The sequence below is a fragment of the Kordia sp. genome (assembly GCF_050633145.1).
GTDB lineage: Bacteria > Bacteroidota > Bacteroidia > Flavobacteriales > Flavobacteriaceae > Kordia.
In genome coordinates this window covers 54,822-70,953 of the sequence record NZ_JBOEFY010000029.1, presented here as the reverse complement: position 1 = coordinate 70,953, position 16,132 = coordinate 54,822, and the positions used below count along the sequence as shown (strand labels likewise).

Here is a 16,132-nt window from a genome sequence, read left to right as displayed (position 1 = left end):
TCTAACAGAGATTCCTATCTGTAATCTGTACAAATGCTTTTGTTTTTATGTAAATGTATTCAATTTTATAAATCTGAAAATACTTCGTTTGTTTTGAGAGACTTAGCTACATAACTTTGAATTGTTCTTGATCGAGATAAGGTCGAATCCGAAAAACCTAAATAGAGTAGGAAACAATTCAAAATTATAAATGCTATGAAACAATTCATTTTTAAATCACGCCATTTTATACTTGCATTTTCATTAATTGTAGGTTCTTTATATTTAATTGGTTGTCAAACCGACGAAGTTACTTCTGAAGAAGACATTATTACCAATACAGAAAGTACAACTAGTAAAAGTATTCCTTTAAATCCAGACTTTAGACCTCCAAGAATACCTAATCAATTTATTGACGATCATTGTGTGGTAAGGCTTGCATATTTATCTTACTTGGAGCGTTGTCCAGAAAACGCAAGTGTCGTTGCTTACTGGATTAATGTTAGAAGAACGCAAGGATTTGAAGGTTTAGCTAAAGGATTCATTACATCATCTGAAGCAAGTCAACGTTGGAACTCTAGATATCACAGCTTTTTAAACAGAAATAATATTACGAGTTCTCAAATTCATAAAAAGGTATATATCGCATACAGGGGTTTATTACTAAGAGAACCTGATGTAAATGGAGGAATTTACTGGACTAATATTTTAAATACAAGAGGAATTCTTGACGTTGCTAGAGGTATTGGAAATTCTCCAGAATTCAGAGCAAGACAAAGTGGATTTCCAACAGAATGTTCAAACGCGGCAAATCAGTGTACTTTTTAAAAAAGATAAAAAACAGCAACTGAACTGTCTGTCTACCATAACATTTGGATAGTATTAATAGATTTTTTACATCAATCAAAAATCGAATTCATCATCAAATTACGAACAGTTGCCTTATAGCGGAATCCGAAAAGCTTATAGAGTAGGAATAGTTTTTAATATTTATCAATCATGAAAAAACGAAAAATTCAAAAATTGGGAATCAACAAAGCAACAGTTTCTCAACTAACGCAAGACTTATTGACTGGTGGTGGTACAAATACGTGTCACGGTCATTCGTGTTGTCCAACAGAAGCGCCAACATGTGCTAATACGTGTGCCAATACATGTCATGTTTTATGTGGAACAATCTCTCCTACAGATATCTGCCCAGAAAGTAGATATTGTCCAGCTTAATGCTTAGGCAATTTATCAAAAATAAAAAAGGAGTTAAGACTATGCTATAGTTTTAATTATGTCAATTTTTTATTTCAATCAAACACATCAAATTACGAACAGTTGCTTTAAAGCGGAATCCGAAAAGCTTATAGAGTAGGAATAATTTTCAATATTTATCAATCATGAAAAAACGAAAAATTCAAAAGTTAGACATTAACAAGTCTACAGTTTCTCAATTAACTCAAAATTTATTACAAGGAGGAGGAACAAATACCTGTCATGGAAATTCGTGTTGTCCAACAGAAGCTGCTACATGTGCTAACACTTGTGCTGCTACATGTGCTGCTGGTTGTGGTGTTACAAACGATTGTGGACCAACAGCTGGTTGTACTGCCGGAGGACGAACTAGATGTATTTGTCCGACGATACAACTTCCATAAATTGATTTATTAATAACGGTTGAATGATTTTTAAAGACTGTCAATGTATGTTGGCAGTCTTTTTTGTATCCTACAATAAACACAGAATAGATTGCATAAAAAAACTCGATCTTACGACCGAGTTCTTTTTATTATTAACCAACCAAAACTTTAAATTATGAAAATCTTTGTTTAAAGTTGCAAAAGGAAACCACTCGCTTTTGCACTGCAAATATAAAGCGACATTTTTATTATGCAAGCATAGTATTTTACTTTAACAGTATTTTTACACTCACAACTGTACTTCGCTGATATTTAGTATTAAATGTTTAGTAAAACACATTATCTATTGTGAAATTCTTAATATTTTATCAATTCTAATTAAAAAGATCCCATAAAAAAAGCCCGATCATAGGATCGAGCTTCTCTTTATTTATTAACCAACCAAAACTTTAAATTATGAAAATTTCTTTTCTTAAAGTCGCAAAAGGAAACCACTCGCTTTTGCACTGCAAATATATGTCGAGAATGATGTTATGCAAGCACAGTGTTTGACTTTAACACAATTTTTATATTCACAGCTGCACTTTATCGATGTTCATTATTGAATATTCAATCTTTTTTTGCATTTACTGAGAAATACTCAACATTTTGACTCTTTTTAGTTTTGGGATTTTTAGCTATTTTAAGGTTTTATAGCCTTCCAAATTGGTAATTCCCCAATTTTTAAGCTCCTCTTCGCTCCAAAGTTCTGGAAAGAAGATTCTTTTTTGATATTTTGGATGCATATACTTTTGCCAATCGCTTCCACCTGTAGCTTCCGCATTGCCTTTTTCTGAGTTTATATATTTCGCTGCAGCGTGATAATGATGCATTACCCAACTAATATTTACGGTATGATCGTAATGACGCATCGCATTGATTAAATCTGTATCATTTTGATAGTCTCTAGGCAATTGTTTGAATTTTGTCCAAAGATTGATGGTATTGTATTCCTTCATCCATGCGATGAGTTCTTTTTTATACTTACCATCGAAATTCACCATCAATTTACTGCGTTTTCCAGTTTTATGGTCATGTCCAGCCACTTGCCAGTACATATTGTTATACGCATGTAGATATGGTGTTTCACGATCAATTGTGGCTCTAAACCTATAATCAATTAGGTTGATGAGTTCTGTAGAAGCAATTTCTATTTTTCGGTATTGCGCCGATTGAAAACCGCTGGCAGGTGTTAAGGTGTCACGGAATTTCATGTATTGTTCTACTTCCATTCCATCGCCCATAATATCGAAAGAGTTGGAAAGCAAATCAAAATAACGACTGATACGCATTAGGTGCATGATAAATTTTTCTGGCAAAATGCTTTCTGTGAATGCTATTTGTTGCATTTCCCACAGAATCATTTTAAAGATCAATTCATTTACTTGATGATATATTAAAAACACCATTTCATCAGGCAATTGCGTACGTTGCGTTTGCAACCCTAAGAGTGCATCTACCTGAACAAAATCCCAATACTTCATAGGTTCGGCATGCAATAATCCTGAAAGATGTACATCAGGATCTTGTCCCATATCTAAATATTTTTTATCTATGGCGGCGAGTAATTCTTCTCTGGTCATGTTGTTGTTTTTTGGAGAGAATGATTTTATTATAATTCAGATTGTCATTTCGAGCGCAGTCGAGAACTAAAAAACTTATCTGTTTAATAAGCATTTCGACTGCGCTCAATGTGACATATTATATTTTATCAAAAGATTTATAAAGTTCCGCGTGCAGCTTGCTCTCTTTCAATCGCTTCAAATAAAGCTTTAAAGTTTCCTACACCGAATGATTGTGCTCCTTTACGCTGAATGACTTCAAAGAACATTGTTGGTCTGTCTACAATCGTTTTTGTAAAGATTTGCAATAAATATCCTTCTTCATCACGGTCAATTAAGATTCCGTGTTTTCTAAGTTCTTCTACATCTTCATCAATGTCACCAACTCTTTCTAGTAAGTCATCATAATAGGTTTCTGGAACATATAAGAATTCAACTCCGCGTTTGCGCATTTGCGAAACCGTTTCAATGATATTATCGGTAGCAACAGCGATATGTTGCACACCTGGACCATTGTAAAAGTCTAAATACTCTTCTATTTGCGATTTCTTTTTCCCTTCTGCTGGCTCGTTGATTGGAAATTTAATTCTACCATTCCCATTACTCATTACTTTACTCATTAATGCAGTAAACTCAGTAGAGATATCATCATCCGTAAAGGAAATAATTTGTGCAAAGCCCATTACTCTTGCATAGAATTCACACCATTCTTTCATTTCTCCCCAACCAACATTTCCTACCATGTGATCGATGAATTTTAAACCAACTGGCTCTGGATTGTAGTGAGACTCCCATTTTTTGTAACCTGGTAAAAAGATTCCGTTGTAGTTTTTACGCTCTACAAAGATGTGAACCGTTTCTCCGTACGTATAAATTCCTGAACGTACTACATAGCCATTTTCATCTTCTTCCTTTGTAGGTTCCATGTATGGTTTTGCGCCTCTTTTGGTCGTTTCTTCAAATGCTTTTGTTGCATCATCTACCCAAAGTGCTACTACTTTTACACCATCACCGTGTAAATCGATATGCTCATTCAGTTCACCACCTTTACCAAGTGGAGTTGTTAAGACCAATCGAATTTTATCTTGTTTTAATACGTATGAAACTCTGTCTTTCATTCCTGTTTCCAGCCCTGCATACGCTTCCGATTGAAAACCGAATGCTGTTTTGTAGAAGTGTGCTGATTGTTTTGCATTCCCAACATATAATTCTACATAATCAGTTCCTAGTAACGGAAGAAAATCTTGTGCGTCGTCAAATAATTTTTTGAGTCCGTATTCTGTATTTTGTAAATCTTTTAAGTTTTTTATTTCTGCTGCCATCTTTTAAGTTTTTTATGCGTTTGCAATTCGTTTTTGTGTTTTTTATTGTGTAAATAATTAATATTATTTACCACATAGCGCGAATTTGCGTTGCAATGTTGGTTGTGTGTTGTGTCATCAGTCTTGTGTTTATTCTAACCAAGATTTATAATAATCTTCATCGGCAATTTTCATTGCTTCTTCTGTTACTTGCAATGGCTTGAATGTATCTACCATGACCGCAAGTTCTTCAGTTTCTGTTTTTCCAATACTTCTTTCGGCTGCACCAGGGTGTGGTCCGTGTGGAATTCCTGCTGGATGTAATGAAATATGTCCTGCATCAATATCGTTTCTACTCATAAAGTCTCCATCTACATAGTATAAAACCTCATCGCTATCAATATTACTATGATTGTATGGTGCTGGGATACTTTGTGGATGATAATCGTACAATCTTGGCACAAATGAACAGATTACAAAAGCATCTGTTTCAAAAGTTTGATGTACTGGTGGTGGCTGGTGAATTCGTCCTGTAATTGGTTCAAAGTCATGAATTGAAAATGCATACGGATAGTTGTACCCATCATACCCAATAACATCAAAAGGATGCGTTGCGTAGATCATTTCAAAAATGTCACCTTGTTTTTTCACCTTGATAAGGAATTCTCCTTTTTCGTCATAGGTTTCTAATTCTTCTGGCCTTCTTAGATCGCGTTCGCAAAATGGTGAATGTTCTAAGAGTTGCCCGAACCAGTTTCTATAGCGTTTTGGCGTATATATTGGTCGGTACGATTCTACGATGAATAATCGGTTGTCGTCTGTATCAAAATCCAGTTTGTAAATGATTCCTCGTGGGATGAGTAAATAGTCACCATATTTGAAATCAAGATTTCCGAGCATTGTGCGGAGTTTTCCTGTTCCTTTATGGATAAAAATTAATTCGTCTGCATCTGTATTTTTATAGAAATAATCGCGAGTAGATTCTTGTGGCGCAGATAAGATGATGTTGCAATCACTGTTAGTTAAGACTACTTTTCTACTTTCTAAATAGTCTGCTTCTGGCGGCACTTGAAATCCGCGGAAGCGATACGACTGCATATTATTAGCTTTAGCAATTTTAGGTTTTACGCTGTATTGCTTACGTATTTCTTTTACTTGTGTTGGTCTGTGTTCGTGGTAACTATTTGTGGACATTCCGTCAAAACCAATCGTTCCAAAAAGTTGTTCGTAGTATAAATTGCCGTTTGGCTTTCTGAATATTGTGTGACGTTTTGGTGGAATATTTCCTAATTTATGATAAAAAGGCATATTGTTATTTTTTTATAATCGTAAAAATGATGTGATAAGATATAGAAAAATGCGAAGAGTTAAGCTCACATTTAGCAAAAAAACAACGCTATCTTATTCAGGGTTTCGCTTGATAAGATAGTGTAAATGCGCTAGTAAGTCGTTCCAAAAAGGTTTCACTTGTATAAATTTAGCAAATGATTTTTTTTCATCTGCACACAAATATCGTAATTATTTATAAATTTTTTATGATTGAAGTTGTTTTAAATTTGTATTTCATTATTTATTGAGTACTTCATTTTCTTCATTAGTTAATAGCCTTGAATGAATTAGAAAACGAAGTCCTAAAGGAATTTCTAAAGAAAAACTTGCACCACGACCTTCTGTAATATCAACCGTTAAATGTGTGTGTTTCCAATATTCAAATTGATCTTGATTCATGTAAAAGTTAACATTATTAAGCGCTCCTAAGAGAATGTCGCTTTCATCTAAATACATATCGCCTTTTTCAAATAACATCGGTGCAGAACCATCACAACAGCCACCGCTTTGATGAAAAATTAAGTCGCCATGTTTCTCCTTTAGTTGTTCTAAAATTTTTGCAGCTTCTTGAGTAATTGCAATTCTTTCCATAATTTTAAAGGTATTAAAAAAGGCTGAAATACATTGTAAATCAGCCTTTTTACTAAATTATTCTTGATTTTTTCTATTTGATTTCTATTAAAAGAAACCTAATTTATTTTTATCATACGAGATGAGCATGTTTTTGGTTTGACGATAGTAATTGAGCATCATTACATGATTTTCTCTACCAAAACCAGATTTTTTGTAACCTCCAAATGGTGCATGTGCAGGATATGCATGGTAACAGTTTACCCAAACACGACCAGCTTTTATAGCTCTTGGTATTTGATATAATTGATGCGCATCTCGTGTCCAAACTCCAGCTCCAAGTCCGTAAAGTGTGTCGTTTGCAATTTCTACTGCTTCGGCTTCATCTTTAAATTTCGTGACACACGCAACAGGTCCAAAAATTTCTTCTTGAAAGACTCTCATTTTGTTGTGACCTTCAAGTATTGTTGGTTTGATGTAAAAACCGTTTGCCAGATTGCCGCTTAGTTTATTGGCTTCTCCACCAGTTAGTACTTTGGCGCCTTCGTCTTTCCCAATTTTGAAGTAAGATTGTATTTTTTCGTATTGATCGTTAGATGCTTGCGCGCCAACCATGGTAGCTACATCATAAGGATTGTCTTGAATGATAGCATTTGTGCGTTCAATGACACGCTTCATGAATGCATCGTAAATATCTTCTTGCACTAAAATTCTTGAAGGGCAAGTACAAACTTCTCCTTGATTAAAAGCAAATAAAACAGCTCCTTCTATAGCCTTGTCTAAGTATGCATCGTCCGCATCCATTACAGAGTTAAAGAAAATATTGGGCGATTTTCCGCCTAATTCCATCGTTACTGGATTTAGGTTTTTAGACGCGTATTGCATGATCAATTGTCCTGTTGTCGTTTCGCCAGTAAAGGCAACTTTATCTACTTTAGCACTTGACGCTAATGGTTTTCCTGCTTCTGGGCCAAAACCATGTACAATGTTTACAACTCCTGGAGGAAATACTTCTGCAATTTTTTCCATGAGTAAGGTTGCTGAAGATGGTGTTTGTTCGGCAGGTTTTAACACCACACAGTTACCCGTTACCAACGCTGGTGGTAATTTCCATGATAACATTAGTAATGGAAAATTCCATGGAATGATTTGACCAATAACACCTAACGGTTCTTTTATATTCATGGATAGCGTGTGCTGATCTAGTTCTGTAGCGCTGCCTTCTTCTGAGCGAATACACGCTGCAAAGTAACGCCAATGATCTACTGCTAAAGGAATGTCTGCATTTAAGGTTTCGCGAATGGGTTTTCCATTATCGCAAGTTTCAACGAGTGCAAATTCTTCTAGGTTTGCTTCAATAATGTCTGCAACTTTGTTTAGTAGTGTTGCTCTTTCTGTTGCTGACGTGTTTCCCCAAGCCTCTTTTGCGACATTTGCAGCATCTAAAGCCAATTCCACATCTTCTTTTTGAGAACGAGGATATTTTGCAATTAAGCTATTATCAATTGGCGATGTATTGTCAAAATATTGTCCTCCTAACGGTTCAATAAATTTTCCGTTTATAAAATTGCCATATTTCTCTTTAAATTTCGGTTTCGAATAACGCATATAATTTCTTATTTTATTAGTAATTAGTTAGTTTTTTAAACTAAAAAATAAATTCTATTCAATTTTTATAAAAGTATTTTATCATATTCTAATTCTCTTGAACATATTTATTATATTCATGAACATATCTATTATTTAGTCATTTGCGTATTAATTTTTTGTAATATTGAGTATGAAGTCTATATTAGATCAACATAAAAACAACCGAAAACTGACCACTTTGGTGGAAAACAGAACGACGTATAGTGCTGATTACGCAGAACTTAATATTTACGAAACGCATGCTTTTGCCGAAAAGGTTTCATTAACGTTCAATTTTCCAATTATAGCCAGTATGTTAACAGGGAAAAAAGTTATGCATCTTGAGGATTTTGAAGCTTTTGATTTTTTCCCTGGCGAATCTGTAGTTATGCCAACGAATAAGGAAATGGTTATCGATTTCCCTTTGGCTACAAAAGATAATCCTACACAATGTTTAGCACTTGGCATTGATGCTTTTAAGATTGATGAAGTTGTTGAAAAATTTAATCAACATGTTGCTATTGATAACGAGAATAATAATTGGGATTTAGAGAAAACAACGTCACATTTAATTAATAATGCAGATGTAAGTCATTTAATTGAACGATTGACATATACGTTTACGAATAATAATAAATCGAAAGATGTATTGTTAGATTTAATGATACAAGAGTTAATTGTGAGGCTTTTACAAACCAAAGCCAAGTCATTGATTATAAACGATGCGCACCAAATATTTAATGATACACGAATTGGAACTGTTATTAAGTATATCAAAGATAACTTAACCAATAAAGATATTTCTGTGGATTTGTTGGCAAAGAAAGCTTATATGAGTGTTTCACATTTTCATAAACAGTTTAAAAATACCTTAGGTGTTTCTCCTATTGATTATATAAATTCTGAAAAGATTAAATTTTCAAAGAAACTTATCAAAGAGTCTCAAGATTTTAGAATGTCTGAAATTGCGTTTAAATCTGGATTTAATAATACAAGTTATTTTAACCGACAGTTTAAGAAGATTGAAATGATGACACCTCAACAATTTAAAAAGTCTATTTCAATATAAAATTAATTTTTATCGTTTTTATAAATAGACAATTACATATATTAAAACCAAAAACCAAAACTAAAGTACATTTGGTCTTTTTCTACATCTGGTGACCAGGCATATTTGACTTGCAGTGGACCAAAAAATGTTTCTAAACCGTAACCAACTGCATACCCATTAAAATCTGGAGTAGAAAACCATTCGCCATGATCAAAAATATTGTTTCCAGCATTGGCGTAGTTTGCCGTGAAGTTTAAGTGATGTTTGATCAAGAAGTTATAATCTAGCGTAAGCGTACCTTTTACAAAACTATCACCTGAAAAACTTAGAAAGTCATACCCTAAAAAGGCAATATAATTGTTGATAAAATTGTTTCCATATCCACCTAAAACATAGTCTAAAGAGTTTGTGCCAGGTTCTCCAATTTTAAAACCACCTTCCGATGAAATATTTAACGATACATTATCAAATAACGGTGTAGCGTAGCCAATTTTAGCTCTTGCCAATGAGAATGGCTCAAAGTTTTTGTTGTAATCTGAGGAATACAGATACCAGTGAAAATCTCCTGAAAAGAACAATCCATCTGAAGGGAAATATTTGTTATTGTATGTATCTAATTTTAAAAATCCGAACGGACTTAGAAAGTCACTTCGTTCAAAGACAGTTTCTTCTCCATCATTTTCACCAATGGTTTCTGAATCAATTGTTAAACGTTTGTGTTCAGCTCCAATACCAAATACAAATTCTTCTCGAACAACTGTTTGAATGTAAAATTGATTGGTAAAATCGGAAACTTCAATATCAATTCTGTTTATATTCGGATTGGAAGTATCGTCTGTAAATGAGTCAAAGTTAACACCGCGTTCAAACGTATTGAAACGTGATTTTACTCCAATACTCCAATAATATCCTTTGTCAATATAGTATTCAAAATTATAGCGAATGTTGTCGCCAATGATAAAATCGAATGAAGCAACATCGTTTTTAAAGAATAGTTTTTTCTTCGTTACATTGATTAATCCTGCTGTTTTGTATACATCATCGTAATGTGCAGCCAAACGTAAAAACATGGTATTGGGTTTTTCTCTAAGGTTGAGAATCATATCATCTTTGCCTTCACTACTTTTCACTCTTTTGTATCGAATTCCTGTAAAGTTTCCAGTTGCCGCTAAGTTTCCGATACCTTCCGTAAATTTTTTGAACGGTATTTTTGTTGGTGTTTTAAAACGCAGTTTTCCTCTTACATACGAACGCGGCACATTTTTGGTCCCACGTAAGTGGATATAATTAATGTCAATAGAATCTTTTGCTTTTACAGGCTGCAAGTTTCGTTTTTGTTGTTGCTGTGCGGCAATTTCCTGCAGTGCTTTTAACTGATCTCTTCCTCCAATTTCTCCTTTATCAATGAGTTCGCGTCCTTTGTCGAAAGCAATTACCGAATATCCTTTAATGTTTGGACGAATGTAGACATCCGTTTTTTTGCTTTTTATTTTCATATCATTGATGGTACGAAAGTTATTTATTTGCACCAAAATCCCAGTTGCAGATTGGAGTTTTTCTCTATCTGCCAAACCATCTTGGACATCTACACCAATGATGATATCTATATTTTTTGCTTTTATTTCGTCAATCGGATAGTTGTTTGTTACACCACCATCAATCAATAAACGTTCTCCCATAGGAATGGGTTCAAATAGTGATGGAAATGCACCACTAGCTGTAATTGCATCAGGTAAATATCCTTTTTCTAGCACAACTTGTTCGCCTCTCTCTATATCGGATGCAATACAGAGAAATGGAATTGGCAATTTGCTAAAATCATCTACATGCTCTACATGCAATAGTACTTCTGCTAATTTGTTGTATACATTTTGTCCTTTGGAGATTGACGCAGGAACAGTAACTTTAAAACTATCAAATGGTAAGGTAATCGCATAACGTTCGGCATCTTCTTTTTCGTAAAACGTTTTTGCTGAACGCGGCAATTCATCCTGAATTAATACTTCAAAGTCTATCGTATTAAAGATGGAATCAATTTGTTTTCCCGTGTAACCAGAAGCGTATAATGAGCCAACAATTGCACCCATACTTGTTCCGCCTACATAATCGACACGAATTCCTAAGCTATCAATTATTTTGAGCGCTCCAATGTGTGCCAACCCTTTTGCACCGCCACCACTAAGCACCAAACCGACTCTTAGGTCTCGCTTTTTTTCTGAATTTTGCGCGAAAACCGTACTAATACTAAAAATTGCTATGCAGATGAATATCCATCGCTTCATGGCTGACTCCTTATTTTTTATGAAAGTTATCGTATATTTTTTTTGCTCTACTATTGCCTACAACTGTCGAAATTTCTTCGAGTGATGCTTCTGAAATTCGCTTAACCGATTTGAATTTTTTTAGAAGTTCTACGATTGTTTTTTCACCAATTCCAGCAATGGTTTCTAACTCTGAATTTAACGCTGCATTGCTTCTTTTATTTCGATGGAACGTAATTCCGAATCGGTGTGCTTCATTTCGCAAATGCTGTATAATTTTGAGCGACTCACTTTTTTTATCTAAATATAACGGAATAGAATCGCCTGGATAGTATATTTCCTCCAAACGTTTTGCAATTCCGATGATTGCTATTTTTCCTCGTAAACCTAAAGCATCTAAACTTTTTAACGAAGATGATAGTTGTCCCTTCCCACCATCAATGACAATTAATTGTGGTAAAGGTTGCTTTTCGTCTAATAATCTTTTGTATCTACGGTAAACAACTTCTTCCATAGAAGCAAAATCGTCTGGACCAACTACGGTTTTTATATTGAAATGGCGGTATTCTTTTTTGCTCGGTTTTCCGTTCTTAAATACTACACAAGCCGCCACAGGATTGGTTCCTTGAATGTTGGAATTGTCAAAACACTCAATATGTCTTGGCTCTGTAGAAAGACGCAAATCCTTTTTCATTTGTGACATGATTCTGTTTACATGTTTATCAGGATCAGTCAATTTTATTTGTTTGAAACGTTCCATTCTGTGATATTTCGCGTTTCGTAACGATAAGTCTAAGATATGCTTTTTGTCTCCTAGTTTTGGAATGGTAATTTTGAATTTTTCACCAACTTCAACTTCAAAAGGTACATAGAGTTCTTTGGAATTGGTTTGGAAACGTTGGTGAATTTCTGTGATTGCCAATTCTAGTAGTTCTTTGTCTGTTTCTTCTAATTTTTTCTTAATTTCCATTGTATGCGAACGCACAATTGAACCTAACGAAAGTTGCAAGAAATTGATGTACCCAAAGCTTTCATCAGAGATTATTGAAAATACATCTACATTGTTAATTTTCGGATTGACAATGGTCGATTTTGCTTGATAGTTTTCTAAGATTTCTACTTTTTCCTTGACTTTTTGCGCTTCTTCGAATTCCATTGCTTCCGCATGCGCTTTCATTTGCGTTTTGAATTGATGCAAAGAATCTTTGAAATTTCCTTTTAGTATTTTGCGAATGGCAACAATTTGCTCATCATAACTTTTTACTGTTTGATAACTTTCGCACGGACCTAAACAGTTGCCCAAGTGATATTCGAGACAGACTTTGTATTTGCCTGCGTTTATTTTTTCTTGTGATAAATCGTAATTGCAGGTTCGCAACGGATAGAGTCCTTTGATGAGATCTAATAGTGTTCGAACCGTTTTTACACTTGTGTACGGACCAAAGTATTCCGAACCATCTTTAATGACTCTACGTGTTTGAAATACTCTTGGAAAACGTTCTTTTTTGATACAAATCCATGGATACGATTTGTCGTCTTTTAATAATACGTTGTATCGCGGTTGGTATTTTTTGATGAGATTGTTTTCTAGCAACAATGCATCTGTTTCCGTCTCAACAACAATATGTTTTATGGAAGCAATCTTTTTAACGAGTACTCTCGTTTTTCCATAGTCATGATTTTTGTTGAAGTATGACAACACCCGTTTTTTCAGATTTTTAGCTTTTCCTACATACAACAATTTTCCATCTACATCATAGTATTGATAGACACCAGGATTGGTGGGAATTGTTTTGAGTTGTAGTTTTAGGGCTTCGGTCATTGTTGGGTGTTGGCTCTTAGGTCGCTTCGCTTTTGGGATTTTTTACTCTTTGCTAAACAAAGTTACTCGCAATTATTCCAAAAACAAAAGCTTATCTAAGTTACAATTTTTATTTTTGTGTTAAAATTGAATTCATGTCAAAATCTGCTTTACGAAAGAAGTACAAAGCGTTACGAAATAACCTGACACACCAAGAGTTAGACGATTTTAGCGTAGCAATTGCCAATAAGTTATTGAAACTTCCTATTTGGGAAGAACGTTATTATCATTTGTTTCTGACTATTGCAGAATATAAAGAGATTGATACTGAGTTTATTTTAAATATTCTCGCAGGAAAAGATAAAGATATTATCATTCCTAAAACTAATTTTAAAGATAGTTCGCTAACACATTTTCTTCTTACAGATAACACAAAAATTAAAAAGAGCACTTATAATGTTCCTGAACCTGTTGATGGCATTGAAGTTCCTTCAAGCAAAATTGATGTGGTTTTTGTGCCTTTGTTAGCATACGATTCTAAAGGAAATAGAATTGGTTATGGAAAGGGTTTTTACGACCGATTTTTAGCAGAATGCAAACCAGATGTGATTAAGATTGGCTTGTCTTTTTTCCCACCAGAAACAACTGATATTGAAACAAATTCAACTGATATTAGATTGGATTTTTGTGTGACGCCTAATGATGTTTTTCATTTTGACTCCGCTCAATGACATAAGGAATGTTTCTCGATACTATTTTTCATGTCCTGATTTTCGTCTAATATGAAAAATCATTCAAAATGACGTGTCAATACAGTAAATAAAAATTAAGCTCTATTAGGGTCTACTTCCACAACTTCTTTGACTACTTCTCTTTTGTTTTCCTTTTTCTTTTTAGGAAATGCTCTTTTGTTGAAGATGATTAATAAGGCAACCCCGACAGTAATTGCAGAATCGGCAATGTTAAATACAGGATCAAAGAAACTTAAGCGATCTCCGCCAAGCCATGGCACCCATTCTGGCCAAGTTGTATCGACCATAGGAAAATAGAGCATGTCTACAACGCGACCGTGAAATACAGACGCATATCCGCCTTCGTCTGGTAAAAAAGTAGCTACTTGTCCTTCACTTCCATTAAAAATGATTCCGTAAAATACAGAATCAATAATGTTTCCTAAAGCGCCGGCAAAGATCAATGCGATAGATACGATAAGAATACGTGAACTGTGTTTTTTTACGGCATCGTATAACCAATACCCGATTGCAGTAATCGCGAATAAGCGGAATAGTGTTAGGAATAGTTTTCCGTAAGTACCTGGAAGCTCCACGCCCCAAGCCATTCCTTTGTTTTCTACAAATAGAATTTTGAACCAACCAAAAACATCAACACTGTCTCTTAGTTGAAAATTTGTTTTAATATATATTTTACTGATTTGATCGATGAGTAAGACCAAAACAATGATTCCAATAGCTTTTTTTAATGACATTTGTCGTACAATTTTCGTTTGAAAATTAATTGCCCGCTAAAATAAGAATATTTTATCCTTTATTAGCAGAATACGTAATCTTTCCGTTATCAGCTTTCAATTCTACTTTTTTTCCTTTTTCATAGAATATGATTTGTTGATCTGATACGGTTTCAAATGTTGGCAATTTTTGTTTTTTGTAATGAATGTTTCCTTTTTTGGTTTGAATTTTGGCTTCAGCTTCCAATTCGTTTAATGTAAAGTTTCCTGAGATTAATATTCCCCAGAATTTTTTATAATTTCCTTTGATATATACTTGAGTTTCGTCGCCTTCTAATTGTACTTTGAGTTGTTTGGGAATGTACAAATTCATCGTGATCGAAAATACTTTGTGTGCGCTCAGTTTGTCATTTGGCAGCTCAAAACCTTCGGCAAGCTCGCAAGAAAGTTGTAATTGTTTGTTTTTTGTTGCAGTAATCACATTTACATCCCGATAGTATTCACCTTCCATTCGGGTTTCAACCTTAATTACATTTTCATTGGTACTATAAATATTCAGTTGAAATATTTTTTCCGTGTCGATGCGAATTTCTTCTACTTCATAGATAGCAATGCTTTGTTGCGTTATTTTTTGCGCAAAGCATACTGTAGTCATCAGTACTAGAATATAGGTTATGTATATAGGTTTTTGCATTTTGTAATGACCGCTAAAGGTTTGCATCTCGACTGCGTTCGATATGACAGTTGTTGCTTGATTTGTTGATCGTTTTTTATTCAGCAAACACCTCATAGTGAGTTACTTTTTCTTCAAATTCAAGCAAATATTTTTCATCTTCAGGATAATATTTAGCAGTTTCATAGGTATTCCCTGCAAAGTTTTTGATGACTTCTATATTTTTCCAAAAGGTTATTAAATTGAAGTGAGCAACATCTCCTTCTATACGTCTTAGAAAAGTTAGTTTTACAAAGCCTTCTGTTTTTTCATAATCAGGAATCGCTCGACTTTTCATGAAATCGGTATATTCTTCATAATGTTCTAGCTTCGTTTTTCCGTGCCAAATTCTTGCTATCATATTTTGATTGGTAAAACTAAAAAAAGCGCTCAATGAGCGCTTTTAGTGAATTATTTGTGTTTTTATTTTTGCATGTTTTTTGCCTCAATACTTAATGTAGCATGTGGAACAAGTTTTAAACGCTCTGGATTGATTAATTTTCCAGTAATTCTACATATTCCGTATGTTTTGTTTTCAATACGAATAGTAGCATTTTTAAGATCTCGAATGAACTTTTCTTGACGAATTGCTAATTGCATATTCTTTTCTTTAGACATTGTCGCCGATCCTTCTTCAAATGCTTTGAATGTTGGCGAAGTATCATCAGTACCATTATTATGGTCGTTCATATAAGCACTTTTTAATAATGCTAAATCTTTTTGTGCTTGCTCAATTTTATCTTGAATGATTACTTTGAATTCTTCAAGTTGCTTGTCAGAGTATCTTATTTTTGTGTCTTCCATG

General features: G+C 34.1%; 16 protein-coding genes. 5 read left to right on the top strand and 11 right to left on the bottom strand.

Translation table 11 applies throughout. The features are described 5' to 3' along the window. Positions 1 to 195 precede the first annotated feature (195 nt). The 3 genes from ACRBBL_RS15655 to ACRBBL_RS15645 all read left to right on the top strand — a co-directional run bounded on the left by ACRBBL_RS15655 (position 196) and on the right by ACRBBL_RS15645 (position 1,625). The gene (locus tag ACRBBL_RS15655) at positions 196 to 807 is read left to right on the top strand and encodes a hypothetical protein (protein WP_431370013.1); all 612 of its coding nucleotides are present in this window, start codon (positions 196 to 198) and stop codon (positions 805 to 807) included. Between the two features lie 171 nt (positions 808 to 978). Then, the gene (locus ACRBBL_RS15650; RefSeq protein WP_431370012.1) at positions 979 to 1,203 is read left to right on the top strand and encodes a hypothetical protein; all 225 of its coding nucleotides are present in this window, start codon (positions 979 to 981) and stop codon (positions 1,201 to 1,203) included. Between the two features lie 164 nt (positions 1,204 to 1,367). Then, complete coding sequence (locus ACRBBL_RS15645; protein WP_431370011.1) at positions 1,368 to 1,625, top strand: hypothetical protein; 258 nt, start codon at positions 1,368 to 1,370, stop codon at positions 1,623 to 1,625. Between the two features lie 659 nt (positions 1,626 to 2,284). Here ACRBBL_RS15645 and ACRBBL_RS15640 read toward each other — a convergent pair. From ACRBBL_RS15640 to ACRBBL_RS15620, 5 genes are all read right to left on the bottom strand, one after another. Next, positions 2,285 to 3,229 carry a tryptophan 2,3-dioxygenase family protein gene (locus tag ACRBBL_RS15640; RefSeq protein WP_431370010.1) on the bottom strand — a complete coding sequence of 315 codons (945 nt, stop codon included), beginning with the start codon at positions 3,227 to 3,229 and terminating at the stop codon, positions 2,285 to 2,287. 137 nt (positions 3,230 to 3,366) lie between these two features. Beyond that, entirely contained in the window at positions 3,367 to 4,530 is a 1,164-nt protein-coding gene (gene hppD, locus ACRBBL_RS15635; RefSeq protein ID WP_431370009.1) for a 4-hydroxyphenylpyruvate dioxygenase, read from the bottom strand. A 129-nt stretch (positions 4,531 to 4,659) separates the two neighbouring features. Next, positions 4,660 to 5,817 (bottom strand): homogentisate 1,2-dioxygenase, encoded by a 1,158-nt coding sequence (locus ACRBBL_RS15630; protein ID WP_431370008.1) that lies wholly within the window; start codon positions 5,815 to 5,817, stop codon positions 4,660 to 4,662. 258 nt (positions 5,818 to 6,075) lie between these two features. Beyond that, positions 6,076 to 6,429, bottom strand: coding sequence for a DUF779 domain-containing protein (locus ACRBBL_RS15625; protein WP_431370007.1), 354 nt, complete (start codon positions 6,427 to 6,429; stop codon positions 6,076 to 6,078). An 87-nt stretch (positions 6,430 to 6,516) separates the two neighbouring features. Continuing rightward, positions 6,517 to 8,016: an aldehyde dehydrogenase family protein gene (locus ACRBBL_RS15620; RefSeq protein WP_431370006.1), complete on the bottom strand. Its 1,500-nt coding sequence runs from the start codon at positions 8,014 to 8,016 to the stop codon at positions 6,517 to 6,519. 172 nt (positions 8,017 to 8,188) lie between these two features. Here ACRBBL_RS15620 and ACRBBL_RS15615 point away from each other — a divergent pair, with 172 nt between their 5' ends. Further along, positions 8,189 to 9,106: an AraC family transcriptional regulator gene (locus ACRBBL_RS15615; protein ID WP_431370005.1), complete on the top strand. Its 918-nt coding sequence runs from the start codon at positions 8,189 to 8,191 to the stop codon at positions 9,104 to 9,106. 41 nt (positions 9,107 to 9,147) lie between these two features. Here ACRBBL_RS15615 and ACRBBL_RS15610 read toward each other — a convergent pair whose 3' ends face one another. Then, complete coding sequence (locus ACRBBL_RS15610) at positions 9,148 to 11,370, bottom strand: patatin-like phospholipase family protein (RefSeq protein WP_431370004.1); 2,223 nt, start codon at positions 11,368 to 11,370, stop codon at positions 9,148 to 9,150. Positions 11,371 to 11,380: 10 nt separating this feature from the next. Next, a complete protein-coding gene (gene uvrC, locus ACRBBL_RS15605) occupies positions 11,381 to 13,171 on the bottom strand; it encodes an excinuclease ABC subunit UvrC (RefSeq protein WP_431370003.1) in 1,791 nt (596 codons plus the stop codon). 134 nt (positions 13,172 to 13,305) lie between these two features. Between uvrC and ACRBBL_RS15600 the strand changes: the two genes are divergently transcribed. Beyond that, on the top strand, positions 13,306 to 13,881 hold the full coding sequence (locus tag ACRBBL_RS15600; RefSeq protein WP_431370002.1) for a 5-formyltetrahydrofolate cyclo-ligase: 576 nt from the start codon (positions 13,306 to 13,308) through the stop codon (positions 13,879 to 13,881). A gap of 95 nt (positions 13,882 to 13,976) precedes the next feature. Here the strand turns inward: ACRBBL_RS15600 and ACRBBL_RS15595 are convergent, their stop codons facing one another. The 4 genes from ACRBBL_RS15595 to ACRBBL_RS15580 all read right to left on the bottom strand — a co-directional run bounded on the left by ACRBBL_RS15595 (position 13,977) and on the right by ACRBBL_RS15580 (position 16,131). After that, on the bottom strand, positions 13,977 to 14,636 hold the full coding sequence (locus ACRBBL_RS15595; RefSeq protein WP_431370001.1) for a lipoprotein signal peptidase: 660 nt from the start codon (positions 14,634 to 14,636) through the stop codon (positions 13,977 to 13,979). Between the two features lie 52 nt (positions 14,637 to 14,688). Then, a complete protein-coding gene (locus ACRBBL_RS15590; RefSeq protein ID WP_431370000.1) occupies positions 14,689 to 15,336 on the bottom strand; it encodes a hypothetical protein in 648 nt (215 codons plus the stop codon). A gap of 49 nt (positions 15,337 to 15,385) precedes the next feature. Next, positions 15,386 to 15,688, bottom strand: coding sequence for an antibiotic biosynthesis monooxygenase family protein (locus ACRBBL_RS15585; RefSeq protein WP_431369999.1), 303 nt, complete (start codon positions 15,686 to 15,688; stop codon positions 15,386 to 15,388). A 62-nt stretch (positions 15,689 to 15,750) separates the two neighbouring features. Beyond that, positions 15,751 to 16,131 carry a TraR/DksA family transcriptional regulator gene (locus ACRBBL_RS15580; RefSeq protein ID WP_431369998.1) on the bottom strand — a complete coding sequence of 127 codons (381 nt, stop codon included), beginning with the start codon at positions 16,129 to 16,131 and terminating at the stop codon, positions 15,751 to 15,753. Position 16,132 lies beyond the last annotated feature (1 nt).

Coding starts and splice junctions, on each gene's coding strand:
- ACRBBL_RS15620 (WP_431370006.1), bottom strand. CDS start 8,016: ATGCGTTATTCGAAACCGAAATTTAAAGAGAAATATGGCAATTTTATA.
- ACRBBL_RS15590 (WP_431370000.1), bottom strand. CDS start 15,336: ATGCAAACCTTTAGCGGTCATTACAAAATGCAAAAACCTATATACATA.
- hppD (WP_431370009.1), bottom strand. CDS start 4,530: ATGGCAGCAGAAATAAAAAACTTAAAAGATTTACAAAATACAGAATAC.
- ACRBBL_RS15640 (WP_431370010.1), bottom strand. CDS start 3,229: ATGACCAGAGAAGAATTACTCGCCGCCATAGATAAAAAATATTTAGAT.
- ACRBBL_RS15655 (WP_431370013.1), top strand. CDS start 196: ATGAAACAATTCATTTTTAAATCACGCCATTTTATACTTGCATTTTCA.
- uvrC (WP_431370003.1), bottom strand. CDS start 13,171: ATGACCGAAGCCCTAAAACTACAACTCAAAACAATTCCCACCAATCCT.
- ACRBBL_RS15595 (WP_431370001.1), bottom strand. CDS start 14,636: ATGTCATTAAAAAAAGCTATTGGAATCATTGTTTTGGTCTTACTCATC.
- ACRBBL_RS15585 (WP_431369999.1), bottom strand. CDS start 15,688: ATGATAGCAAGAATTTGGCACGGAAAAACGAAGCTAGAACATTATGAA.
- ACRBBL_RS15650 (WP_431370012.1), top strand. CDS start 979: ATGAAAAAACGAAAAATTCAAAAATTGGGAATCAACAAAGCAACAGTT.
- ACRBBL_RS15625 (WP_431370007.1), bottom strand. CDS start 6,429: ATGGAAAGAATTGCAATTACTCAAGAAGCTGCAAAAATTTTAGAACAA.
- ACRBBL_RS15645 (WP_431370011.1), top strand. CDS start 1,368: ATGAAAAAACGAAAAATTCAAAAGTTAGACATTAACAAGTCTACAGTT.
- ACRBBL_RS15600 (WP_431370002.1), top strand. CDS start 13,306: ATGTCAAAATCTGCTTTACGAAAGAAGTACAAAGCGTTACGAAATAAC.
- ACRBBL_RS15580 (WP_431369998.1), bottom strand. CDS start 16,131: ATGGAAGACACAAAAATAAGATACTCTGACAAGCAACTTGAAGAATTC.
- ACRBBL_RS15610 (WP_431370004.1), bottom strand. CDS start 11,370: ATGAAGCGATGGATATTCATCTGCATAGCAATTTTTAGTATTAGTACG.
- ACRBBL_RS15615 (WP_431370005.1), top strand. CDS start 8,189: ATGAAGTCTATATTAGATCAACATAAAAACAACCGAAAACTGACCACT.
- ACRBBL_RS15630 (WP_431370008.1), bottom strand. CDS start 5,817: ATGCCTTTTTATCATAAATTAGGAAATATTCCACCAAAACGTCACACA.